Raw genomic sequence first — 25,107 nt, 5'->3', positions numbered from 1 at the left:
GATATGCGCACATTGGACAGAACTGCGTCCGATTCGCTGTCCGCCCGCCTTCCGACGCAGCGCGATTTTCCTACACGCCGGTCGACTGATAGACCTCTCGCATGACGCCTTCGCCTCAGCCTTGTCGACCACCCTGCGCACCCGTGCGCGGAAGGTCACACGCATATGGGCGCGCAACCGCTCAGTTCCGCCGGAAATCGGCGTTCGGACGGGACACTTTCGGGCCAGTTTGGTTCAACCAAGCCCCGTCCGGGCGTCAGCTGCCTGCCATGGCCTGCACGGGTGTCGAAGCGCCGCCACCGATGGCCCGGACGAACGCGACGCTCGCCTGCATCCGCTGCGTCTGCACCGAGATGTACGCACGCCGGGCGTCGAGCGCATCGGTCTGCGCCGTCACCACGTCGAGATACCCCGCCGCTCCGTCGCGGTAGCGCGACATCGCGATGTCGCTGGTGCGCTGCGCGGCGTCGGCGGCTTCCTTCTGCGCCACCGCAGCAGAGGACAGGTGGTGCATCGCGGCGATGGAGTCCTCCACCTGCCGGAACGCGGTCAGCACCGTGCCGCGATAGTCGGCGGCGACTTCCTCGTACTCCGCGCGGGAAATCTTCACCTGCGCATTGCGGCGCCCGCCGTCGAAGATCGTCAGCAGGCTCGCCACCGGGCCGAGCGACCAGAAGGTGTTGGGGGTGGTCAGCAGGCTGCCGCCGGTGGTCTCCCAGCCCCCCGCCGCGCCGAGCGTCAGCGAGGGGAAGAACGCCGCCTTCGCCACGCCGATGCGGGCATTCGCGGCGAAGACCCGGCGCTCCGCCGCCGCGATGTCCGGACGGCGCTGGAGCAGGTCGGAGGGAGTGGCGGCAGGCGGCGCGGGCGGCGCGAAGTCCTCGATCTCGGGCGCGACCGAGAAGCCGGACGCCAGTTCGCCGACCAGCGCGGCGATCTCGTGCTCGGTGGCGGCGCGCTGGTTGGCGATCGTCGCCACCTGCGCCCGCGCATTGCCCAGCACGGTGCGCGCGCGGTTGACATCGATGCCCGACGCGACGCCGCCGTCGTGCCGCTTGGACGTCAGGTCATAGGCCCGCGCGAAGGCCTCGACCGACCGGTCCAGCACCTGCGCCTGCGCATCGAGGCCGCGCAGTCGGAAATAGGCATCGGCCACCGCCGCCTGCAGACTGAGCTGCGCGGATGCGAGGTCGGAAGCACTGGCGTCCGATTCCGCCTGCGCCGCCTTCACCCGATTGCGGATGCGGCCCCAGAGGTCGAGTTCGTAATCGATCGATCCGCCGACGATGTAGTCGTCGAACGTCTGCGCCCCGCCCACGGCCAGCGGCCGGTTCGCCGAGCGCCGTTCGCGAGAGGCCTGTGCATTGACGCCCGCCTCGGGCAGGAGATCGGACCGCTCCACCCGCGCCGCCGCGCGCGATGCATCGTAGCGGGCCAGCGCCGCCGCCAGCGTAGGGCTGGCCTTGGCCGCCCGCGCTTCGAGGTCGGCCAGGGTCGGATCGGCATAGGCATCCCACCACGGCCCCCTGCCCTCCCCGTCGCGCGGCGCGGCCATGATCCAGCCGGCGACTTCCTTGAACGCGGCGGGTGCGGCGGTCTGCGGCGGCTGATAGTCCGGCGCCATGGAGCAGGCGCCCAGCGCAAGGACCAGCGCGCCGGTGAGAGCACGCCCGGCGGCAGCCTTAGCCATTCTTGCCGCCCTTCGTCTCCGGCGCGGCCACGCGCACGCGGTCGCCGGTGCGGATGGAGTCCGGCGGGGAGTCGATGACCTTGTCGCCCGGCTTGAGGCCGACCGAGACGAGCACCGTCCTGCCTTCGTCCCGCGCGATAGTGACGCGGCGCAGGGTGACCTTGCCATCGCTGCCGACCAGCGCGACGCTGGGACCATCTTCCGCCGCCAGGATCGTGCTGCCCGGCAGGCGCAGCCCGCCCGAAGTGCCTTCGATGGCAAAGCGCACATGCGCGAAGGCGCCGGGCTTGAGCGCACCGTCGGAGTTGTCCGCCTGAAGCTCCACCAGCATCGCGCCCGACTGCGCATCGACCGAGTTGGCGCTGCGCGTCAGCGACGCTTCGAACTCCCTACCCGCGAATTCAGGCAGGCTGAGGCTGGCCTTCATCCCGGCGTGGATCTGCGAGGAATAAACCTGCGGCACGCGAACGTAGATGCGCATGCGGTGGACATCAGAGACGGTGAACAACGGCTGCGACGCCGCGTTGCCCGCCACCACCAGCGCACCGACCTGCGCCGAGCGGCTCGTCACGACGCCGCTGAACGGAGCCGAGAGGCGCGTGAACCCGTGCAGCGCATTCAGCTCGCGCACACTGGCGAGTGCGGCGTTGGCCAGAGCCGTTTTGGCCGCAAGGTCGCCCGCCTTCTCGTCCGCTTCCTGCTGCGAGACGGCGTCCTGCGCCAGCATCGCATTCCAGCGCTTCGAGGTCGTCGCCGCAAGGCGCTGGTTGGCGAGCGCGGTCTGGTAGTCCGCCTTGGCCTGCGCCAGCCGCTGGTCGATCTCCGGCGCGTCGAGGATGGCGAGCGTCTGCCCCGCCTGCACCCGGTCGCCGATGTCGGCCAGCCAGCGACGCACGTAGCCGTTGGTCCGCGCGTTGATCGCCGCGCTGTTGTAGGCCTGCACGTTGCCAGGCAGCACCAGCCCGTCGCCGCCCTGTGCGGCGGTGGGAGACACGACGCTGACCGTCGGCATCGAGGCCTGCTCGGCAACGGTCTCCAGATCGTTGGTCGCGCTGATACGGGTCGCGACGCCGAAGGCCACGACGGCAAGCGCAATGACGGCCGCGCCGATGCCGACCTTCTTCAGCGTGCCGGAATCCGGCCCGGTGTCTTCGGCAGCGGTCTGGGTGGTGTGGGGATCAAGCATGGCTGGGCTGCATTTCCATCGAACGGGTCGGCTCGTCGCCATGGCGGCGGCGGTGGACGAAGCTGAACACGGTGGGGACGAAGAACAGGGTTGCAATAGTGGCACAGATCAGGCCGCCGATCACGGCACGACCGAGCGGCGCGTTCTGCTCGCCGCCCTCGCCCAGCCCGAAGGCCATCGGCGCCATGCCGATAATCATGGCGAGCGCGGTCATCAGCACCGGGCGGAAGCGTACGAGGCCCGCCTCGACCGCCGCCTCAGTGGCGTCACCCAGCTCGGCGAGCTTCTCGCGCGCGAAGCTGACGACAAGGATCGAGTTGGCGGTGGCGACGCCCATACACATGATCGCACCGGTCAGAGCTGGCACCGAAAGCGTGGTCCCCGTCGCGAAGAGCATCCAGACGATGCCGGCCAGTGCGGCAGGCAGCGCGGTGATGATGACGAAGGGATCGACCCAGCTCTGGAAGTTCACCACGATCAGCAGGTAGATCAGGAAGATCGCACCCAGCAGGCCGAAGCCGAGGCCGGAGAACGCGGTGTTCATGGTCTGGTACTGACCGCGGATGGTGACAGTCGCGCCCTTGGGCTGCTCCTTCTCCAGCGACTTGATCGCATCCTGCACCGCGCCTGCAACGCTGCCGAGGTCGCGCCCCTGCGTCGTCGCATAGATGTCGATGACCGGCTGGATGTTGTAGTGTGAGACAACCGGCGTCGTGCTCGACCGGGTCAGTTCGCCAAGCGCGCCCAGCGGCTGCGTGGGAATGCCGGCAGCGCCCGAGATCGGGATATCCGACAGCGCGTTGATAGAGCCGACCTGATACTCGGGGGCCTGCGCGACGACCGGGTAGGAGACGCCGTTCTCCGGGTTCACGAAGAACACCGGCGCGGTCTGCGACGTGCCCGCCAGCGAGTTGGCGAGGCTCGTCGTCACGTCACGCTCACTGAGGCCGTACTGGCCGATGCGCGAACGGTCGACGTCGACCTGAAGCTGCGGCGCGCGGGCGGGTTGCTGCAGACGCAGATCGGCGATGCCGGGAATGCGCGACAGCTTCTCCATCAGCTTGTGCGCATATTCGCGCGCGCCTGCCGGATCCTTGCTCGCGATCTGCACGTCGATCGGTGAGGGCGAACCGAAGTTCAGGATCTGGCTGGTGATGTCGGCCGGGAGGAACGCAAAGGTCACGCCGGGGAAGCGACGCGGCAGATCGGCGCGCAGCGCGTCAACGAAGCGCTCGGTCGGCTCATGTCCTTCCTTGAGGGTGATGAGCACGTCGCCGTCCTGCGGGCCGATGGTGCCGCTGTTGGAATAGATCGTGTTGATCGCGCTGACCGGCAGGCCGATGTTGTCGGTGATCGTGCCGAGTTGTTCGGCGGGGATCATCTTGCGCACTTCCTGCGTGATCTCCTCGAACCGCGCGGCCGAGGTCTCGATGCGGGTGCCGGACGGCAGGCGGACGTGCATGGCGATCTGGCCGGAATCGACGCTCGGGAAGAAGTTGCTGCCGAGGAACGGCATCAGCCCGAACGAGACGACTACGACCGCGAGGAAGCCGATCATGAAGCCCTTGCGTGCGCGCAAGGCGCGCTGAAGCATGCTGATGTAGACGGCGCGCACCTTCTCGAACCGCGCCTCGAACCCGCGCTGGAAGCGCACGAAGACGTTGGTCGAACCCGGCTCACCGGCGTTGTGATGGTTCTCTCCAGCGGGCTGGTGGGGCTTCAGAAGGAACATCGCCATCGTCGGCACCAGCGTGCGCGACAGGATGAACGAGGCGATCATGGCGAAGACCACCGACAGCGCCATCGGCACGAAAAGGTAGCCCGCTACGCCCGGCAGGAAGAACATTGGCACGAACACGATGCAGATGCACAGCAGCGAGACGAAGGCCGGGGTTACGATCTGGGCCGCGCCGTCGAGGATGGATTCGACCACACCCTTGCCCTGTTCCAGATGCCAGTTGATGTTCTCGATCGTCACCGTCGCGTCGTCGACAAGGATGCCGACCGCGAGCGCGAGACCGCCCAGCGTCATGACGTTTAGGGTCTGCCCGAACATCGCCAGCGCCATGATCGCGGCCAGCACCGCCAGCGGGATCGACAGCGCGATGATGACGGTGGAGCGCCAGGACCCCAGGAACAGCAGGATCATCAGGGAGGTCAGCGCCGCCGCGATCGCACCTTCGTGGATGACGCCGCTGACCGCTGCCTTCACGAAGAGCGACTGGTCGCCGACCGTCAGCACCTTCAGCGTATTGGGCAGCGTCTGCTGGATGCCGGGAAGGTTCTCCTTGACGCCGTTGACGATCGCCAGCGTCGAGGCGGCGCCGTTCTTGAGGACGGTCAGGAGCGCGGACCGGCTGCCGTCGACATGCACCACGTTCTGCTGCGGCGCGCTGCCGTCACGCACGAAGGCGACGTCGCGCATGTAGATGGTGGCACCGTTGACCACCTTCACCGGAATGTCGTTCAGCGCCTCGATCGAACTGGGCGAGTTGTTGAGACGGACGCTGTACTGCGTCGGCCCGATCTTCACGAAACCGGCGGGATTGATCTGGTTCTGCAGCGCGATGGCGGTGCCCACGTCCTGCGCCGAGAGGCCCCTCGCCTGCAGCGCCTGGGGATCGAGGTCGATCTGCACCTGCCGCTGCTTGCCGCCCGAAGGGAACGGCATGGCAAGCCCGGGAACGACGACCAGTCGCGGGCGGATCTGGTTCTGGCCGATATCGAAGAGCTGCTGCTCCGACAGGCCCTTGCCCGACAGCGCAAGCTGCAGGATCGGCACCGTGGAGGCCGAATAGTTGATGATGAGCGGCGGCGTCGCGCCGGGCGGCAGCTGGCGCAGGATCGTCTGCGAGATCGAGGTGACCTGCGCCGTCGCGGTGCGGATATCGACGCCCGGCTGGAAGTAGATCTTGACGATGCCGATGCCCTGATAGGACTGGCTCTCGATATGCTCGATGTCGTTGACCGTCGTCGTCAGCACGCGTTCGTAGGGAGTGACCATGCGGTCGGTCACATCCTGGGGGGGGAGGCCCGCGTACTGCCAGGCGACGGCGATAACCGGCACCTTGATCTCGGGAAAGATGTCGACCGGCGTCCGCAGCGCGGCGATGAGACCGCCGACCGCGATCAGGATGGCCATGACGATGAACGTCAGCGGGCGGGTCAGGGCGACTTTGACGATACCGATCATCGACTTCTCCATGCGCCGCAAGGACGCGGTCGATCCGCGCCTGACGGGCCTTTCATGGTCATCCTCTACAAAGGTCCGTCCGCAAGCCCCTGCCCCGCCGCGCCCGGCGCGTCACGAAGTCAGGCCTTGCAGGCCGGAAACAGGAATGCGGACCAGTCCCCCGCCTTGTCGAGCAGGATCGGGTATGGCCGGCCGCACCTAGAGGGGAACCCCTCAGCATTTCGCCGATGCGCGCTTGGATCTTTTCTGTCCAATATATATAGGCGCTTGATTGATATCGCTAACGTCTCAATCGGAGATGGTTCGTTGGAACTGAGACACCTTCGCTATTTCGTCTGCGTCGCCGAGGAACTGCATTTCGGCAATGCGGCGCAGCGCCTCGGTATCTCCCAACCGCCGCTCAGCCAGCAGATCAGGGCGCTTGAGGACGAACTGGAAGTGCGGCTCTTCGAGCGTACCAGTCGCAGCGTGCGGTTGACGGAAGCCGGGCTGCACTTTTTGCCGCAGGCGCGCGAGACGCTGGCACAGGCTGATCGGGCGGCACGCATCGCCCGTCTCGCTCATAGCGGCGAAGTGGGGCGACTGAGCCTCGGCTTCTCGCCGTCGGTGCCCTTCACGCCTTACGTGGTGGATGCTCTTGCGCGTTTCCGGGCCGACTTTCCCGAAGTGAACGTCGAACTCAACGAACTCCCGCGTGAAGAGCAGATCACCGGGGTCGAGCGCGGCACCATCGACATCGGCATCCTTCGCGCGTTCTCGCCATTGCTGCTGCCGCCCCAGATGGCCGCCCTGCCCCTGCAATGCGAAGGCATGATGCTGGCGATGCGCCGCGATCATCCCTTGGCAGACTATGATCGCATGCTGACGCTCGCAGATATCGAAGGCGAGCAATTGATTCTGTTCGGGTCGATGAACGGCGCAGGGTTCAACGAAATCCTCGCTGACCACTGCGGCAAGCTTGGCTTCACCCCCACGGTGGCTCTGGAGGCCGGCAGTTTCGGCACTCTCGTTGGCCTGACCGCAGCGGGCCTCGGCATCACCATCCTGTCGCGCTCGCTGGCGCGGTTCAACGTGGACACGCTGGTATTCCGGCATATCGAAATGCCGTTTTCCAGTCAGCTTATGATGTTCCACTTGCGCGATGCGTCACCCGCCACGCGCAACTTCCGCAAGCTGATCGAGACACGGGCTGAACGGCGCGAACAATGAGCCCCCCTGCCTCGGTACGAGGCAAACGGCTCGGACATCATCGGTCACTCGCCCTCGGCATTGCTCCTGCGTCGGGCGTAGCTGACCACGAAGGCATCCCAGACGCGCAGCCATTCGGTTTCGCTGCGCTTTCTGGCAATGCCGGGGAAACCGGCACGGAAGGCATCGGCCATCTGGTCCACCGACCAGGGATGCCCCTTGTCCAGACCGATCTTGCGGAACGCCGCCTCACGGTCGCCGAAGCTCATGCTCCCGCTTGGGAATGCAAGCAGCGGAACCTCTGCATCGATCGCCTTTGCAGTCTTTGTCGGGACCGATGATCTCGGTGCCTTTTCCGGGACCGGCGCGCCAAGCAGTCGCAAATGTGCGCCGACGAGCTTGCGTTCCAGCGGCGCAGGCGACGGGTGCAGCACGACCTTGCGCCCCGAAAGATCGACGTTGGCGTTCGGATAGACCGCCGAGACGAGTTGCATCGTCTCGCGCACCGTCTGCCGGAACCGCTTGTTATCGGCCTCGTTGCCAAGGTGCCGGGCAAGCTGGTCCCACGAGATCGTCTGCCCCTTGTCGCTTGCGATGCGCGGCAGACGATAAGCAAGATAAGTATAGAGATCGAGCGCGGTCGGCGTGCCCTTCAACTCACGGATGGCGACTTCGTTGAGCGGCACGGCATGGTCGATGAGATGTGCGTAGAAGCCTTCCGACATGCGGATTTCACGCGCAAAGGCCCCGTTCTTTTCGAGCGAACCGGCATATTCGTTGGAAATCTTCACGTCGCGCACGGCAAAAGCGTTGTCGCCTGCCTCGGTACCGTCCCAGCGGATCTGCCATTCGCAGGCCAGCAGCCTGTCGACCTGCTCGCGCATCCGGTTGGCAGTGCCACGCGGCCCGTAGGACACGGTCTGATAGCCGAGTCTGCGCATCCATTCAGTGAAGTTACGGCCAAGATAGACGTCGCGCGACCGCTTCGTCACCGCCTGCGACAGAAGATAGATCAGCGCGACGCGCGGATAGGCTCCGTATGGCACGCCGAGACTCTTGAACACCGGCTTGCCGTCGATGTTCTGCAACACAGGCCGCGGGTTGATGGCCAGCGCATACTTGCCATCTTCCCGGAGGATCGGCTGAGTCTCGTCCTTGGGCCGCTTTGTCGGCAGAGACATGGCACACAGCGCCGAATGGAGGAATGCCGGTACCGGCTCCTCATCCTGGACGCGCAGAAACGCATCCATCGTGATCTGAGTCCCGGCTGCACGGGCTAGCGAACGAACCTGTTCTTCCCCGCCATCCAACATGGCGAGAGCGTACTGGTGTCCGATCGGCTTGGTATTGTCCCCGTTCATTTCGCCCTGACTTGCCCCGACTCAGGGCGTTTGCACCCTGTTTAGACAACAGGTTTCGCAGCGCTTGGCAAGTTCGTTGGCAGTTTTGGCAGGTTTCAGCGGTTGAAACCTACAATCACACCGATGATCTCGGTGCCTTGAGCTCAGTCTTGGCGCAATTTCAGTCTCTTCCTTCGAAAAATAGCCGATTCGCGAATCGGATTTTGATTAGGGATTCTTGTAATAGGTTTGCGCTCCGAGATCATCGGTGGCTACCGCTCCGAGATCATCGGGGGAACGCACGGACATCATCGGCCTGCACCGAGATCATCGGTGGCCATCCACACACCGGATGACGCTCCAAAATAGGCCTCGAACCGAGCGTCGATTCGCAGCCGATTCGCGAAAGTTGCGGCAAAGGGCACCGAGATCATCGGTCGAGTTGCCGAGCGTATGGCATCCGCTGCTCCGGGAACGGCAAAACGGCTCGGAGATCATCGGCCCGATTGCAACATTGGTGGACCGATCGTTGCTCGAAACTTCCAACGAGAGTAGTACGGGGCCTCAAACCCACAAGACGGTAGATATGGCCACTCATCCTCGCGAATCCTCCGCAGACGTCACCGGCGATGAACTGCTCGAAGACAGCCTCGGCCTGCTTCATCGCAAGGCTCTCACCATTCTGAAGCGTATTCGGGATGGCGCGCTCGATCCGGAAACTGGTCATAAGGTCGGTCCGTCGTTCGCCATCTCCAAGGCGGCCTCGCTGGTCGGGCGCACGGCCTCGGCGATCCGCGAGGCGGAACGCGATGGCCGTCTGCCGGAGCGGGATCGGACGGCGTCGGGCCACCGGGTGCAATATACGCTTGAAGAGCTCGACCACATGCGCGCGGTCTTCGGCACCCGTCCCTGGCGTGCGCCGGGTGATACGCCGGCGATTCTCTCGGTGTCGAACTTCAAGGGCGGCGTCGGCAAGTCGACCGTGGCGCTGCATCTTGCGCAGCACTTTGCGATCAAGGGCTATCGCGTGCTGTTCATCGACTGCGACAGCCAGGCCAGTTCGACGATGATGTTCGGCTATCGTCCCGACGTCGATCTGGGGGAAGACGACACTCTCTATGGGCACTTCCATAATCCCGAGCTGCTTGGGGTTCGCTCGATCATCCGCAAGACGCACTTCTTCGGGCTCGACCTGATTCCGGCCAACCTCAAGCTCTACAACCTTGAGTACGAGATCGCCGGCTACCTTGCCCAGAACCAGAGCTTCGACATCATCGACATCATCGCCCAGGCCATCGACGAGGTCGTGGACGATTATGACATCGTCGTGATGGATCCGCCGCCGGCGCTCGGCATGGTGTCGATGGCAGTGCTCCAGGCAGCCAATGCGATGGTGATTCCGGCGCCGCCGAGCGTGATCGACTTTGCCTCCACCGTCTCCTTCATCGACATGGCGCGCACCACGATGAAGCAGCTTGAGCAGCTAGGGGGCAGGGTGAAGCCTGCTTACAATTTCATCCGCCTCGTTGCGAGCCGCGTAGATGACAGCAAGTCCATGCACCGTGAGATCCTGTCGATGATGCGTCAGGTGTTCGGCGGCTCGATGATCGGCTCGGTCCTGAAGGTTAGCGCCGAGATCGACAACGCCAGTTCGCGCATGAAGACGGTCTACGAACTCGACAAGCCTGTGACGTCGCATGAGGTGCATAACCGCTGCGTCCGGTTCCTCAACGATGTCTGCCATGACATCGAACAGGATGTGCTGCGGACATGGGAAAGTCGTGCTGCGGACTTCGCATGATCGGCTGTTGCCACGTGGCAACGAAGTGAAAAACTGAATATAATCAGTTTGTTGAAATTCAGATCGATGCGCAGTTGCGAGAACGCGCGATCCGCATGGAAGACGGGATAGGGAGCGGTTGCCACGTGGCAACAGTCCTCCGAAATCGCCCGACTGAGAAGGAAATATGAGTATGAGCAAGGGTAATCGCGGCTTCGGAAGCAGCCTGACGGAAGGCTTGGACGATGCGGAACTGGATGCGTCCGCACCGTCCGAAAGCATCATGGCGAGCCGCAGCCAGACCCTTGCGCGACTGGCCTCCGGCAAGGTCGTCACCGACCGGACCGAGTGGGTCGACCCGGCGCGGTGCCGCCCGTGGCGGCTTCATAATCGTGACCTGGACCATCTCGATGAGGAGACCTGTCGCGATCTGATCGACGCATTCCTCTCGGCCAAGAAGCAGCGCATCCCGGCGATCGTCCGCAAGCTGCACAACGACCCCGACCACGACTACGAGATCATCGCGGGCGTCCGTCGCTGGTGGACGGTGCAGTGGCTGCGTGCACATCATCATCCAGAGTACGAATACCTCGTCACCATCCAGCATGTGTCCGACGAGGAAGCGTTTCGCGTTTCCGACATCGAAAACCGGTCCCGCAAGGACATTTCCGATTGGGAGCGCGCCAACGAATATCTGCGTGCGCTCGACGAGTTCTACGACGGCTCGCAGAGCGAGATGGCGGAGCATCTCAAGATCTCGCGGTCGTGGCTCAGTCGACTTCTCGACGTCGCGCGATTGCCGACGGAACTGATCGAAGTGTTCGCGGACACTCACGACATCACGGTGCGCGTGGCGCGCGACCTCAAGCCGCTGTCGGGTGATGCCCGCGCGCTGGCGCTCATGCTGGACGAGGGGAAGGACATCCGCGCGCAACGGGACGACCTTGGCGTCCGGCTGAGCGGGCCCGAGGTCGCCAAGCGCCTGGTCGGCGCGACCGTGGTCAAGGCCAAAGGCGGCAGTGGTGAACTGGTAGTGCCGGCGACCAATGGGAAGCCGATGCTCCGATATACCCGCTCCGCGCGCAGCGGACTGAGCCTCAAGGTGGTGCCGAGGTCCGGAGCGGGCGTGGATGAAGTGCTGGCGGCGATCCGTAAGTTGCTGACGGAGTGATCGGCCCGTCTGCGTCGCCAATCGAGGCAAGGCTTCTTTTTCGAGGTTCGTTGGCCGCGAATTGGCCCGGCGTTGCTGAATTTGCCTTTGGGGCCTCTTACAGCGCGTGAGGGCGGTTTGTGACCCTCAGTGACATCTGGTCCTGGATTGGCTCTCTAAGGGGCGTTTCTGGCGCTCGAAATTTTGCAGCTGAGCCGCAAAACACGGTATCAGAGGGACGAGGGATACGATCTTGAGCGCTCCTATCTCGCAATCGGCTCGGAGTTCATCGGTCGTGTTTGTTGTCCAGCAGTCGATCTAGGTCGGCCAGAGAAGCATCGTACTCGTCCAGCGCGGCGGTGGAGAACGCCGGCGCATTGCTCGCCTCCGGGGATGGGATTTCCAGCTTCGATGGATGCGCCGCGTCGAAGAGGTAGGCACCGGCGACTTTGGTGCGCTCGACCATCCCTGCGGAGAGGAGCGTATCGAGCATGCCGCGCACGCCGAGGCGCGATGCACCGATCACGGTTTCGAGTTGCGTGGATCGCATTGCACCGAACCCCGCGAGCAGTTCGAACAGCGCCGGTGCTCGCGAAGTGCTGCGCAGTTCGAGCGCCTTGTCGGGCGATGCCGCCAATCGTGCGCAATCGGCGACCGCGGTGCTGAATTGCCGAGCAACGCTCTCCAGCGCAGCCGCTCGCGCCTGCCTTGCTTCGGATGCAGTACCCGACAGGCTGTTCAATCGGATCAGGTCGGGCAGGGGGATCGGGAAGGGCAGGGCGCCTTGACGGTGCAACCATTCTCCCGCCAGCATTTCAACCGCCCATCGAGGCGATGCAGCGGGCTCGACATTTCCACTTCGACGCCCCGTCAATGACTGCGTTGGAACAGGCTCCGCGCGGGCGAAGGTCACGCTCGTCGCGAGATCGTGATGGAGTCTTTCGAGCGATGCGAGGGGGGAACTGGAGTGCGATGCGAGCCCGGCGCTTATGAGAACGCGGGCTTGCGCGATGACGTCGAGCGCGGCTTCATGGGCATTGTCGGTATCGAGATCCCGCGGTGCCAGGAATGCCCGTATCAGCCGAGCGGCTAGGCCGGCAAGATCCTGCCAGGCACTATGGGTCAATTCCATGAGTATCGCGTCGCCCATGGCCCGGGGAGACCGGGCGTGGCGCGCAGGCGTATCCGACAGCGTTGCGAGCCCTGCGAACCAGGCTTGAAATCGCAGATCGGTGAAGGCATGGCCCTCTTGCCGCAGGGCTGAAACGAGAGTGCTCCTGAGTACTTTCCCGGCGAAGATTCGGCGTGTTGCCGGTGTGCAATGGCGCAGGGCTCCGTCCAATTGGCCGAGCCGGAACATTGCGTCAGCCTCGCACTTAAGGATGCCGCGCGGCTCCGAAAGCCATGAATCGCTCACGAAAAATCGCTACAAATCAGCATTTTCTGTACCATAAGTATATCTAATCTGATTAAGATATACAGGAGGTTGCATGCGCTGAAAAGTGGGTGCCGTCGATGCTCTCAACGCCTTGGACAAGAGCCTCGCCCTACCGGTCGCGTGCTGCTGCGGACTACCAGTTCTCCGGGACACACGACCCGTTCGTGGCCATCTGAAACCGCTCGCAGTGCAAGGATCAGGCGAACCGTGGCCTCGACCATCTGCGTTGCGGGTTGCGAAAAAGTAGTGAGGGCGAAGCCGGGCCATGCGGCCATGGGCACATCGTCGTATCCGGCGATCGAAACCTCGCGGCCGACGTCCAGACCGAATTCGTGACGGGCGACGGTGATGGCGGCAATGGCCATGGTGTCGTTCGCGCAGAAGATGGCGTCGGGTCGATCCTTGCGCAGCAGGAGTCTGCGGGCGGCCGCCATGCTCTGTTCGAAGGCGTATTCGCCGTACTCCCGGATCGGCGGCGGGGCGCCGTGCTCGGCGAGATAGCCGCAGAAACCGGCCTCTCGCTCCGCATTGGTGGAGGAGTCCGCCGTACCGGCGATGAAGGCGAGCGACAGGTGGCCTCCCGCCAGCAGGTGAGCGGCGATGGCCCGAGCGCCGGTGCTGTTGTCGCCGACCACGCATGACGCGTCGCGTGCGGGGGTGGTGCGGTTGAAGTGGATCACAGGCACCCGCGCACGGCGGCATTGCTCGGTGAGGTCGGAGGAAGGGCTTACCGAGAGCAGCACCAGCGCGTCGATGCGATAATGCAGGATTTCGCTGACCGAAGGTTCGGCCTGCGAGCCGCCTTGCGCGGGGAATAACATAAGCCGCAGCCCTGCCGCATCGAGAGCATCGGCGAGTAGTTGCAATGTCTGGACGAAAAACGGGTTGGCAAGATCGCCGACGCCCACGCCGACGATGTTCGAACGTCCGCGAAGAAGCGCGCGCGCCAGCGGATTGGGTCGATAGCCGAGCTTTTCGGCTGTCGTGAGAATCCGTTCCCGCGTCTCGACAGCAACGCTGGCGCCCGGGGTGAACGCCCGGGAGACTGCCGATTGCGAGACCCCGGCCTCACGCGCCACATCGAAGGCCGAGACGGGCTCTTTGTCCGGTTCCATGGGCATCACCTATCGGGAGTTCGCCGTTCCGGTCAACGTTGCAGGACGCAGCGGAGGCGGTTTGGTGCATATGCATGCGGGGATTCTCATCAGGCGATTATCAGCTTATCCCACCGTCGCGTCGCATGCTTCCGCATCATACATGCATATGTATGCAAAATATATCGGCCGGGTGCTGAACACACCGGTCGAAAGCAGGAGCAAGTTCGATGGCGATCTATCTCAAGCGTGGCGCAAGCGCGGAGGCCAAGGCCGATGCGGACCGCAAGGTGCGCGATATCGTGGAAGCCGCGCTCGCCGATATCGAGGCGCGGGGCGATGCGGCTGTGCGCGACATGAGCAACAGGTTCGACGGCTGGGATCGCGAGGACTATCGCCTCAGCCAATCCGAGATCGACGCTTGCGTGGAAAGCCTGTCCCGGCAAGAGCGCAAGGACATCGAATTTGCGCAAACGCAAGTCCGCAACTTCGCCATCATCCAGCGCGAGAGCATGAAGGATGTCGAGGTCGAAACGCTGCCCGGCGTGGTGCTCGGTCACAGGAACATCCCTCTCAATTCGGCAGGCTGCTACGTTCCCGGCGGCAAGTATCCGCTGCTCGCTTCGGCGCACATGAGCGTCATCACCGCCAAGGTGGCTGGTGTGAAGCGCGTCATCACTTGCGCGCCGCCATTCCAGGGCAAGCCTGCACGCGCGATCGTGGCGGCACAGGCGCTGGCGGGTGCGGATGCGATCTACGCGCTCGGCGGCATCCAGGCGGTGGGGGCAATGGCGCTCGGCACCGAGACGATCGACCCGGTGGACATCCTTGTCGGCCCCGGCAACGCCTTCGTGGCGGAGGCCAAGCGGCAGCTCTACGGCCGGGTCGGCATCGACCTGTTCGCCGGTCCGACCGAGACGCTCATCATCGCCGACGAGATCGGTTGCGACCGGGAGATCGCTGCGACCGACATTCTCGGCCAGGTCGAACACGGCCCCGACAGCCCGGGCGTCCTGCTCACCAATTCGGAGAAGTTCGCGCGCGAGACGATGGCCGAGATCGAGCGCCTGCTGGAAATCCTCCCCACTGCCGACCATGCGCGCAAGGCATGGGATACCTTTGGCGAGGTAATCGTGGCGGACAGTTACGACGAAATGGTCGCGATCGCCGACGAGATCGCTTCCGAGCACGTTCAGGTCATGACCGCCGACCCCGACTACTTCCTGCGCCACATGACGAACTATGGCGCGCTGTTCCTTGGCAAGCGCACCAATGTCAGCTTCGGCGACAAGGTGATCGGCACCAATCATACGCTGCCGACGAAGAAGTCCGCGCGCTACACGGGTGGCCTTTGGGTGGGCAAGTTCCTGAAGACCTGCACTTACCAGCGCGTCCTAACCGACGAGGCTTCGGCGCTGATCGGCGAGTATTGCAGCCGTCTCTGCGCGCTGGAGGGCTTTGCCGGGCATGGCGAACAGGCAAACATCCGCGTGCGTCGGTTCGGTGGCCGCGAGGTGCCTTACGCCGGGCAGGCGGAGCCCACGCCGCTGACGATCGCCTGATATCAGGGGTGGACAGACGGGGCTCAGCGCTCTTGTCTGTCCGCGCATATCCAAGGAGTTAGCCGATGAAACTGCCCGTCACGCCCAGCCTTCGCCTCGATGGACGGCGCGCCGTGGTGACGGGGGCGGGCAGGGGTATCGGATTTGCCGCTGCCGCCGCTCTGGCACAGGCGGGCGCGGAAGTGACGCTGGTCGCGCGGACCGGGGTCGAGATCGAGGCCGCGGCGGCAGGGATCGTGGCGCAGGGCGGCAGCGCAGAGGCGGCGACGCTGGACGTGTCCGACCTTGCGGCCGTCGATGCCTTCTTCGCGGAACGTCCGGCGTTTCATGTGCTTGTCAACAATGCGGGCACCAATCGGCCCAAGCCGCTGTGGGACGTCACCGTCGAGGATTATGACGCTGTGCTCGACCTCAACCTCAAGAGCGCCTTCTTCGTCGCCCAATCCTGCGTTCGGGCGATGATGGCAGCCGGGGAGGGGGGCAGCCTGATCCACATGGGATCGCAGATGGGTCACGTCGGCGGCCCCAACCGTTCGCTTTATTGTGCTTCCAAGTGGGCACTGGAGGGCATGAGCAAGGCCATGGCGCTGGACCTCGCAGCACATGGCATCCGCTCCAACACCATCGCGCCAACTTTCATCGAGACGCCGATGACCAGGCCGTTTTTCGAGGACGAGGCGTTTCTCTCCAGCGTGCTCGCCAAGATCAAGTTGGGCCGCCTCGGCACCGTGGAAGACCTGATGGGCGCGGTGCTGTTCCTCGCCTCGGATGCCTCGGCGATGATGACGGGGACCAGCCTTGTCGTCGATGGGGGATGGACCGCAGACTAGCCGCTCCCTTCCGGGGATTTTGCGCAGACGCAAGATTTGACCCCCGGGAACCGCGTCGATACGGGAACAATCCGGGCGCCGGTCGATTGGACAGGCCCGCGCCGACGCCGCGCATTCCTAGTGCGCGTGCGTCTTCCCCAGGGCCGACACGGGTCGCACCGTGACGCTTTCCGGCCCACAGACGCAGGATTACGAGCACGCGATGAGCGCAAGCAAGACAACCGAAGCCGCGGTCACGCCGACCAGGGCGGCCGTACCGGACGTGCAGGGGCAACTGCACGACCTGTCCAACGCCACCGTGACCTGGTTCCAGGCCTACTGGCTCCAGATCATCATCGCGATCGGCATCGCGGTCGCCATAGTCTCGGCGCTCTATGCGCTGCGCGGCCTCGGCGCGCGCCTGTGCCGGGCAGAGCGCGGGCGGGGCGACTGGCTGACCATCCTTGGCCGGGTGGTGACCAAGACGACCAATTACTTCATCATCATGGTCGCGATCCGCGCGGTGGACGGATATGCGCAGACCCCGCCCATGATCGACAGGCTGGTGACGTTCCTGTTCACGCTGGCAGCGGTGATGCAGGGCGCGATCTGGGCGCGCGAGTTCATCCTCGGCGCCATCGAGCACAAGACCTCGGGCGAGCACTTCAAGGGCGAGGCGATCATCAACGCGATGGGCTTGATCCGCCTGCTGGTGAGCGTCGCCGTGTTCGCGGTCGCGGCGGTCGTGCTGCTCGACAACATCGGGGTCAACGTGACCGGCCTCGTCGCGGGCCTCGGTGTCGGCGGCATCGCCATCGGTCTGGCCGCGCAGGGTATCTTTGCGGACCTCTTCGCGGCCTTGGCGATCATCTTCGACCGGCCCTTCTCCAAGGGAGACCAGATCAGCTTCGGCACCAGCTCAGGCGTGATCGAGGCGATCGGCCTCAAGTCCACGCGCGTGCGCGCCTACACCGGCGAGTTGCGGATCATCTCGAACAAGAAGCTGCTCGACATGGAGATTCTCAACGTCAGCGGACGCGATCACATCCGCCTGCCGTTCACCATCGGCGTTGCCTATGAAACGCCGCCGGAGAAGCTGGCGCGCGTGCCTGACATCCTCCGGGAACTGGTCGAGGCGGAAGGCGGCAAGGCAGCGCGTGCAGGCTTCGAGACGTTCGGGGCAAGTTCGCTCGATTTCAGCCTGCTCGTCGACGTGCCGGGCAGGGACTGGAATGTCGCGCACCCGCTGCGTGACCGGCTGATGGTGGCCATCGTCCGGCGTTTTGCGCAGGAAGGCATCTCGATCCCCTATCCCACACAGATCAGCTATACCGCCGCGCCCGACGGTACGCTGGTCATGCCGTATCACGAAAGCGAAGGCGCCCACTGATCGCTCGTCCCGGGCCGAGCCCGGGACGACCTTCGTCGAAAGCGCGGATGCGCTTGGCCGGAGAATCGGCTAAACGCAGGCGGCAATGGAGCTTTCCCGCCACATAGCCGCAGATTCCCGCACGCCCGAGCTCGACAACGTGCTCGTCGAGACACCCCTGTCCGGCAATACGGGTTGGCGTAGCTGGCCGGGACGGGCGTGGCGCTGGCTGTGGCGACGCCTGCCGTGGCAGCGCTGGACGTGGAAGCAGCGCATCGTCCGAACGCTGGCGGGGTTGCTGGCGCTGTTCGTGCTAATGGTCGCCTATCTGGCCGTTACCGCGCCCTTGTCGAAGTCGCTCCAACCCATCGCGCCGCCGGAAATCACCCTTCTCGCCGCCGACGGCACGCCGATCGCCCGCAACGGCGCGGTTATCGAGGGGCCGGTGAAGGTCAGGGATTTGCCTGCGCATGTCCCGCAGGCTTTCCTCGCGATCGAGGATCGCCGGTTCTACACGCACTGGGGTATCGACCCGCGAGGCATCGCCCGCGCCGCGCTGAGCAACCTGACCGGGGGCAGCACGCAAGGCGGCTCCACGATCACGCAACAACTGGCGAAGTTCACGTTCCTCACCGCCGAACGCAGCATGACGCGCAAGGCGCGCGAGATGCTGATCGCCTTCTGGCTGGAGGCATGGCTCAGCAAGGACGAGATTCTCGAACGCTACCTGTCGAACGCTTACTTCGGCGACAATACCTACGGCATCCGCGCTGCGTCGATGCACTACTTTCACCGCCAGCCCGAGAAGCTGAACGCGGGTCAGGCTGCGCTGCTCGCAGGACTGATGAAGGCGCCTTCGCGGCTGGCGCCGACCAACAACTTTGCGCTTTCGCAAAAGCGGATGCGTGTGGTCCTGCAGGCGATGGTCGATGCGGGATACATGACCGCACGCGAGGCCAAGGCGGTGCCGACGCCCAAGCTCGACGTGCGTGACCGCGCCGAGCTGCCGACCGGCACCTATTTCGCCGACTGGGCGCTCCCTCAGGCGCGCCAGATCGAGGCGGCGGGCTATGCCGGGCAGACCTATCGCACCACGCTCGATTCCCGCCTCCAGGCCGCGGCGCACCGTGCCATCCGGCAGGCGGGCGCGGGAACGCAGGTCGCGCTGGTGGCGATGCGCCGGAATGGCGAGGTCGTCGCGATGGTCGGCGGGCGCGATTATTCGCAAAGTCCGTTCAACCGCGTCACGCAGGCGCGCCGCCAGCCGGGATCGACCTTCAAGCTGTTCGTCTATCTCGCCGCGCTCAAGTCCGGGATGACACCCGAGGACACCATCCCCAACACGCCCATCGAGACCGGTTCCTATCGCCCGCAGAACGCCGGTGGCGCCTATTCGCCAACGATCACGCTGGAGGACGCCTTCGCGCGTTCCAGCAACGTGGCGGCGGTGCGGCTGTTCAATCAGGTCGGCGACGAGGCGGTGATCGATATGGCGCGGCGGCTTGGCGTTTCCTCCCCGTTGCCGACGGGCGACCCCAGCCTTGCACTCGGCACGGCGAGCATGACGCTGCTGGAGCTGACCTCGGCCTATGCGGGTGTTGCCGCGAACAGCTTCCCGGTCGCTCCGCGCGCCTTCCCGGTGCCCGAGGCGGGTTGGTTCGACTGGCTGCTCGACGGTAAGCGCTCGCTCTCCTCGCGCGATCACAAGGCGATCGAGGGGATGCTGCGGGCAACCGTCAATCGTGGGACCGGCAGGGCGGCGATCCTGCGCGGACCCAACTTCGGCAAGACCGGAACCAGCCAGGAAAATCGCGACGCGCTGTTCGTCGGCTATTCCGGCGATCTGGTGGTCGGCGTGTGGGTGGGCAAGGATGACAACACGCCGCTCAAGGGCGTGTCCGGCGGCACCGTACCAGCACGCATCTGGCGCGATTTCATGCGTGAGGCGCTGGGCGAGAAACCCGCGCCGCCGTCGCGCAAGGCTGCGGATCCCGATGGGCCCGTCCAGCCGCTCGACGTGCCCGATCTGGGCGATATCCCGGTGGGTGGTGATAACCACATTCGCATCGAGGATGGGCAGGCAGTTCTGAGCACTCGCGTCGAGGGCGTGCCGCTCGACGTCAAGCTGGACGGGCAGGGATTGCGCATCGAACCGGGTTCATCCGCACCAACCGCACCGAGATCATCGGTCCCACCAAGCCCGTCGTCGACGCCGTAAGAAGGGTTCAGACCGGGATCTTGGTCCGGTAGACCACCGGCCTCAGCGCAAAGCTCGTCGTCACCTGCGACACGCCGTCGATGCGCGTCAGCTTGAAGCGCAGGAAATCCTCGAACATGCCGAGTGAAGGCACCAGCACGCGCAGTTGGTAGTCCGCCTCTCCGGTCATCAGATAGCATTCCATGACCTCCGGAAACTGCGCCACCGCCGTTTCGAACGCTTCCAGGTGCCGGTCGTCCTGCTGGTCCAGCCGCACGCGCACGAAGGCGCTGACGTCGAGGCCCACCGTCTCCGGGTCGACCAGCGCGACGTAGCGGCTGATGACGCCCTCACTCTCCAGATGCTTGAGCCGCCGCAGACACGGCGAGGGCGAGAGGCCGACCCGTTCCGACAGTTCCTGATTGGTGATGCGACCATCGGACTGAAGTTCGTCCAGGATTCGGCGATCTATCAGGTCGAGGGAAGTCTGTGGCATATATCGTCTCAATGAAACGCATGAATGGCAGATATTGCCAAATCATATGTTGCTGAACGCCTACAACGCAAGGACATGAAAGGCCTCGCCCACGTATCCTGCTCCGATGGCGCCTTGCGCCACTCCGGAGAGCAGACATGGCCGATACGATCACCCAGACCCGCACCGAACTCGTCGAGACGCTGGAAGCGCTCGAAAAGCGGCTGCTGTGGCTTTCTGCCTGGACGATCCACAACGCCAACCACCTGCGCAAGAAGCGCGATGGTCTGAAGGTCGGCGGCCATCAGGCCAGCTGCGCCTCGATGACGGCGATCATGGCCGCGCTCTACTTCCACGCGCTGCGTCCACAGGACAAGGTGGCGGTAAAGCCCCACGCCGGGCCGGTGCTCCACGCGATCCACTACTTGCTGGGCGAGCAGACGCGCGACAAACTGGAGCGCTTCCGCGGCCTTGGCGGTGCGCAAAGCTACCCCTCGCGCACCAAGGACACCATCCCGGTCGACTTCTCCACCGGCTCGGTGGGTCTAGGTGTCGCTGTGACCGCGTTCAGTAGTCTCGTTCAGGACTATCTCGTGGCGCACGGGCAGGTCCGCGAAGAGGACGCCGGGCGCATGATCGCGCTGATGGGCGACGCCGAACTCGACGAGGGCAACATCTACGAATGCCTAATCGAAGGCTACAAGCACGACTTGCGTAACTGCTGGTGGATCGTCGACTATAACCGACAGTCGCTCGACAGCACGACGGCGGACCGCATGTTCCGCCGCTTCGACGACATCTTCGAGACCTGCGGCTGGCGCGTCGTCACGCTGAAGTACGGCAAGCTCCAGCGCGAGGCGTTCAGGAAGCCGGGCGGCAAGGCGATCGAGGAATGGATCGACCAGTGCCCCAACGCCGACTTCGCGGTGCTGACCTATCAGGGCGGCGCGGCCTGGCGGGCGCGGCTGATGGCCGACATTGGCGACAAGGCGCAGGTCCGCAAGCTGCTCGACAGCTACGACGACGATGCTCTCGCGGCGCTGATGACCAACCTTGGCGGGCATTGCATCGAGAGCCTGATCGACGCCTTCGATGCCTGCGACGATGACCGGCCGACGCTGTTCATAGCCTATACCGTCAAGGGCCACGGCCTGCCGCTAGCGGGCCACAAGGACAACCATTCGGGCATGATGAACCCGCCCCAAATGGAGCAGTTCCGCACCCGAATGGGCATCCCGGAAGGCCAGGAATGGGAACCGTGGGGCGGCCTTGGCGACAATGCCGCCGCTGCGCTCGACGCCTTCGTCAAGGCGAGCCCCATCGCCCGCAAGGCGGCGGAGCCGGTCGCACCGACCGTTCGCGTTCCCGCTCTGGCGGTGCCCGATGGTGCTGACCAGTCCACGCAGGCTGCGTTCGGGCGCATCCTGCTCGACATCGCCAAGTCCGGCGAGGAACTGGGTGACCGCATCGTCACCACCGCGCCCGACGTGACGCAGACGACCAACCTTGGCGGCTTCGTCAACCAGCGCGGGCTGTTCCGCCGTCAGGAACTGGCCGACGTGTTCCAGAAGGCAAAAATTCCCTCGGCGCAGAAGTGGGCGGCGCACGCGGCGGGCCAGCATATCGAACTGGGCATCGCTGAGAACAACTTCTTCATCATGCTCGCCTCGCTGGGCCTTGCGGGGCCGCACTTCGGCACGCGCCTGCTGCCGGTGGGGACGGTCTACGACCCGTTCATCTCGCGCGGGCTCGATGCGTTGAACTACGGCTGCTATCAGGACGCGCGGTTCCTGCTGGTCGGTACGCCCTCGGGCCTGACGCTGGCTGCGGAGGGTGGTGCGCACCAGTCGATCAACACGCCGCTGATCGGCATGGGCCAGCCGGGGCTGACGGCCTTCGACTCGGCCTTTGCCGACGAACTGGCGCTCATCATGCGCTGGTCTTTCGAGCACATGCAGCGCGAGGACGGCGGTTCGGTCTACCTGCGCCTCTCGACCCGCTCGATTCCGCAGGTCGCGCGCGAGGATGATGCGTGGCAGGCCGATGCGCTCAAGGGTGGTTACTGGCTCAGGAAGCCGGCACCCGGCGCGCAGGCGGCGATCGCCTTCTCCGGCGTCGTCGCGCCCGAGGCGCTGGCGGCGTGGGAGCAGCTTGCCGAAGACCTACCGGGTCTTGGCCTGCTCAACGTCACCTCGCCGGACCTGCTCCATCGTGGCTGGTCGGCCCGCCGTGCGGCGCGCTGGACGGGTGAGAAGCAGGCGCCGAGCCATGTCGAGACGTTGCTGGGTGCGTTGGCGCCGGGAGCCGGGCTGGTCACGGTGCTCGATGGTTCGCCTGGCGCGCTGTCTTGGCTTGGCGGCGTGAAGGGCATGCGTGTCAGCCCGCTGGGCACCGACCGTTTCGGGCAGACCGGCGACCTGCCCGACCTCTACCGCACTTACCGGCTCGACGCGGACTCGATCATCGACGCGGCGGCGGAACTGTTCCTGGAGGACTGAGGAGCGGATCAGCCAGCCTGATCCGCACCGCGAGCCCTGGCGCTGCGTCGTGGAGGTCTACGCCGCCGCCGTGGAGGTGCGCCACGGCCTGCACCAGCGACAGGCCGAGCCCCGCTCCCCACCCACCACGCGCTTCGTCGAGGCGGGTGAACCGGCGCAGCGCCTGTTCGCGCCGTTCCGGCGCAATACCGGTGCCTTGATCGGCTACCACGATGGTTGCACCACCTGGCTCAGACTCCAGTGACAGGGTGATCGTGCCTGACCCGTACTTCAGCGTGTTGTCGACGAGATTGCCCAGAGCCTGATCCAGCAGTTGCCGGTGAACCCGCAGCGACAGATGCCCGGGGGCCTCGACGACAATCGCGCGCCCCTGATCCTCGACAAGCGGAGCGTATATCTCCGCGACGGTTTCTAGCAGTTCGGGCAGGTCGCAAGCCTCGAAACTCTCGCGGCCCATGCCGGCTTCGGCGCGGGTGATGCTGAGCGCGGTTTCGACGATAGCCATCAGGCGGTCGCTTTCGGTCAGCGCCTGATCCACGAAGGGCTGGGCCAGCGGATCCTCGACATGCTGTGCTGCCCGATCGAGCGCGGCGCGCATGCGCGTCAGTGGCGATTTCAGATCGTGCGCCAGCGCATCGGTCGCGAGCTTCAACTCGGCGTTGAGCGCCGCCATCCGGTCGAGTGCCTGGTTGACCTCGCTGCCAAGCAACGCGAACGCGTCACCCGTTGGATCAGCCGGAACTCGGCGGGAAAGGCGGCCCTCGCGGACGTCGCGCAAGGTGGCGACGCTGGCCTGTAAACGGTTGAGGATTAGCCGGGTCGAGACGAATGCTGCGAATGCTGCGAAGATGACCGACAGGCCCAGCGCGATCAGCGATGTACGCTCGAGCAGCGCGATGACCTGCCGCTCGCTCTCGACGACGGTGCCGGTGACGAGCACAGACCCGTCGCGCAGGCGGACGGACTGCAGCAGTACGGCCTCGGGCGAAGCATGTCTGGGGCGGACGAGCTTTACGAGCGTATAGGGGGCATCGGGGATCAGACCCGACGGCAGGTGGTCGAGATTGCCCGCAACCGGCGTGCCGTCGGGGTGAGCGAGTAACAGCACCGTAGACCGCTCGATCCCGCGGGAGGCGCGGGCATCGACGGCGCGGGCAAGGGCGGTTGTTCCGCCGTCCGCATAGGCGTCCAGCAGGTCGTCGCGCAGGGTTTCCGCCACTGTGACGGCGTTGGCATGGCTCTGAGAGCGCAGCAGCAGCGCCGGCCCAAGAAGCAGCACGGCTGCGGCGACGAGCTGGAACAGGAAGACGAGCGCGGCGAAGCGGAACGTCGTCGAACGCCAGGGTTTCACGGCTCGATCCCGATGCGATAGCCCGCGCCGCGCACGGTATGCAGCAGGCGGCGGGGCTCGCCCTCGTCGATCTTCTTGCGCAAGCGGCTGAGGTGGACATCGACGACGTTGGTGCCGGGGTCGAAGTGGTAGTCCCACACGCCTTCCAGCAGCATCGTGCGGGTCACCACCTGGTCGGCGTGGCGGAGCAGGAACTCAAGTAGACGAAACTCACGCGGCTGGAGGTCTATCGCGCGCTCGCCGCGGCGGACGCGGCGGGCGAGGAGGTCCATCTCCAGATCGTCGCATCGGAGCACGGTATCCGGCCCGCTGGCCGGGTTTCCGCGGCGGATGAGCAGGCGGATGCGGGCGAGCAGTTCGGCGAAGGCGAAGGGTTTCACGAGGTAGTCGTCGCAGCCGTTGGTCAGGCCCTTGATCCGGTCTTCCGGCGATCCCAGCGCGGAGAGGATGATGACCGGGGTCTCCAGTCCCGCGCCGCGCAAGGCCGCCAGGACCGCCATTCCGTCGAGGCCGGGCAGCATGCGGTCGAGGACGATGCACGCATATCCGCCGTCTGTCGCAAGGAACAGGCCGTCGCGGCCGTTGGCGGCGCGGTCCACGGTGAAGCCGGCTTCGTCGAGGCCCTTGGCGATGAATTCGGCGGTGGCGGCGTCGTCTTCCACGAGCAGGATCTTCTGGCTCAAACCGGGCTTCTCCTCATGCATCCTGCCGTTTTGTGGGGCACGCTGCCCTTCCGCCTTGTGAGGAGCGGATTAACTTTTGCTCATGTCCTCTCCAGCGCTGGGAG

At 65.1% G+C, this 25,107-nt stretch carries 17 protein-coding genes; 8 read left to right on the top strand and 9 right to left on the bottom strand.

The window, feature by feature from the left end:
- Positions 1-256: 256 nt before the first annotated feature.
- Genes LO787_RS10730 through LO787_RS10720 form a run of 3 tightly spaced genes read right to left on the bottom strand, consistent with a single transcriptional unit; the run spans position 257 to position 6,069 of the window.
- Positions 257-1,690, bottom strand: coding sequence for an efflux transporter outer membrane subunit (locus LO787_RS10730; RefSeq protein WP_232495823.1), 1,434 nt, complete (start codon positions 1,688-1,690; stop codon positions 257-259).
- The gene (locus tag LO787_RS10725) at positions 1,683-2,876 is read right to left on the bottom strand and encodes an efflux RND transporter periplasmic adaptor subunit (protein ID WP_232495822.1); all 1,194 of its coding nucleotides are present in this window, start codon (positions 2,874-2,876) and stop codon (positions 1,683-1,685) included. Before LO787_RS10725 ends, LO787_RS10730 begins: the two co-directional genes overlap by 8 nt.
- On the bottom strand, positions 2,869-6,069 hold the full coding sequence (locus tag LO787_RS10720) for an efflux RND transporter permease subunit (RefSeq protein ID WP_232495821.1): 3,201 nt from the start codon (positions 6,067-6,069) through the stop codon (positions 2,869-2,871). The genes LO787_RS10725 and LO787_RS10720 overlap by 8 nt, the downstream gene beginning before the upstream one ends.
- A gap of 54 nt (positions 6,070-6,123) precedes the next feature.
- Here LO787_RS10720 and LO787_RS10715 point away from each other — a divergent pair, with 54 nt between their 5' ends.
- Positions 6,124-7,278, top strand: a complete 1,155-nt coding sequence (locus tag LO787_RS10715) for a LysR family transcriptional regulator (RefSeq protein WP_232495820.1) — start codon at positions 6,124-6,126, stop codon at positions 7,276-7,278.
- 44 nt (positions 7,279-7,322) lie between these two features.
- Here the strand turns inward: LO787_RS10715 and LO787_RS10710 are convergent, their stop codons facing one another.
- Positions 7,323-8,618: a replication protein RepA gene (locus LO787_RS10710; protein ID WP_232495819.1), complete on the bottom strand. Its 1,296-nt coding sequence runs from the start codon at positions 8,616-8,618 to the stop codon at positions 7,323-7,325.
- Positions 8,619-9,183: 565 nt separating this feature from the next.
- On the opposite strand from LO787_RS10710, the gene LO787_RS10705 reads away from it, so the two are divergent.
- The gene (locus LO787_RS10705; protein ID WP_232496294.1) at positions 9,184-10,398 is read left to right on the top strand and encodes an AAA family ATPase; all 1,215 of its coding nucleotides are present in this window, start codon (positions 9,184-9,186) and stop codon (positions 10,396-10,398) included.
- 172 nt (positions 10,399-10,570) lie between these two features.
- Positions 10,571-11,548 carry a ParB/RepB/Spo0J family partition protein gene (locus tag LO787_RS10700; RefSeq protein WP_232495818.1) on the top strand — a complete coding sequence of 326 codons (978 nt, stop codon included), beginning with the start codon at positions 10,571-10,573 and terminating at the stop codon, positions 11,546-11,548.
- A gap of 265 nt (positions 11,549-11,813) precedes the next feature.
- Here LO787_RS10700 and LO787_RS10695 read toward each other — a convergent pair whose 3' ends face one another.
- Positions 11,814-12,944 (bottom strand): hypothetical protein, encoded by a 1,131-nt coding sequence (locus tag LO787_RS10695; protein WP_232495817.1) that lies wholly within the window; start codon positions 12,942-12,944, stop codon positions 11,814-11,816.
- 104 nt (positions 12,945-13,048) lie between these two features.
- Positions 13,049-14,080, bottom strand: coding sequence for a LacI family DNA-binding transcriptional regulator (locus LO787_RS10690; protein ID WP_232495816.1), 1,032 nt, complete (start codon positions 14,078-14,080; stop codon positions 13,049-13,051).
- A 209-nt stretch (positions 14,081-14,289) separates the two neighbouring features.
- Between LO787_RS10690 and hisD the strand changes: the two genes are divergently transcribed.
- From hisD to LO787_RS10670, 4 genes are all read left to right on the top strand, one after another.
- Positions 14,290-15,621: a histidinol dehydrogenase gene (gene hisD / locus LO787_RS10685; protein WP_232495815.1), complete on the top strand. Its 1,332-nt coding sequence runs from the start codon at positions 14,290-14,292 to the stop codon at positions 15,619-15,621.
- A gap of 65 nt (positions 15,622-15,686) precedes the next feature.
- A complete protein-coding gene (locus LO787_RS10680; protein WP_232495814.1) occupies positions 15,687-16,451 on the top strand; it encodes an SDR family NAD(P)-dependent oxidoreductase in 765 nt (254 codons plus the stop codon).
- Between the two features lie 202 nt (positions 16,452-16,653).
- Entirely contained in the window at positions 16,654-17,820 is a 1,167-nt protein-coding gene (locus tag LO787_RS10675) for a mechanosensitive ion channel family protein (RefSeq protein ID WP_232495813.1), read from the top strand.
- An 85-nt stretch (positions 17,821-17,905) separates the two neighbouring features.
- Positions 17,906-20,017, top strand: a complete 2,112-nt coding sequence (locus tag LO787_RS10670) for a transglycosylase domain-containing protein (RefSeq protein ID WP_232495812.1) — start codon at positions 17,906-17,908, stop codon at positions 20,015-20,017.
- A gap of 7 nt (positions 20,018-20,024) precedes the next feature.
- On the opposite strand, the gene LO787_RS10665 is transcribed toward LO787_RS10670, so the two are convergent.
- Positions 20,025-20,492 carry an Lrp/AsnC family transcriptional regulator gene (locus tag LO787_RS10665; protein WP_232495811.1) on the bottom strand — a complete coding sequence of 156 codons (468 nt, stop codon included), beginning with the start codon at positions 20,490-20,492 and terminating at the stop codon, positions 20,025-20,027.
- Between the two features lie 137 nt (positions 20,493-20,629).
- Here LO787_RS10665 and LO787_RS10660 point away from each other — a divergent pair, with 137 nt between their 5' ends.
- Complete coding sequence (locus LO787_RS10660) at positions 20,630-22,969, top strand: transketolase (RefSeq protein WP_232495810.1); 2,340 nt, start codon at positions 20,630-20,632, stop codon at positions 22,967-22,969.
- Here the strand turns inward: LO787_RS10660 and LO787_RS10655 are convergent.
- Positions 22,932-24,320 carry a sensor histidine kinase gene (locus tag LO787_RS10655; protein ID WP_232495809.1) on the bottom strand — a complete coding sequence of 463 codons (1,389 nt, stop codon included), beginning with the start codon at positions 24,318-24,320 and terminating at the stop codon, positions 22,932-22,934. The genes LO787_RS10660 and LO787_RS10655 overlap by 38 nt on opposite strands.
- Positions 24,317-25,003, bottom strand: coding sequence for a winged helix-turn-helix domain-containing protein (locus LO787_RS10650; RefSeq protein ID WP_276574178.1), 687 nt, complete (start codon positions 25,001-25,003; stop codon positions 24,317-24,319). Before LO787_RS10650 ends, LO787_RS10655 begins: the two co-directional genes overlap by 4 nt.
- Positions 25,004-25,107 lie beyond the last annotated feature (104 nt).

It is taken from the genome of Novosphingobium kaempferiae (assembly GCF_021227995.1).
GTDB classification, from domain to species: Bacteria; Pseudomonadota; Alphaproteobacteria; order Sphingomonadales; family Sphingomonadaceae; genus Novosphingobium; species Novosphingobium kaempferiae.
This window is presented reverse-complemented; position numbering and strand designations above follow the sequence as displayed.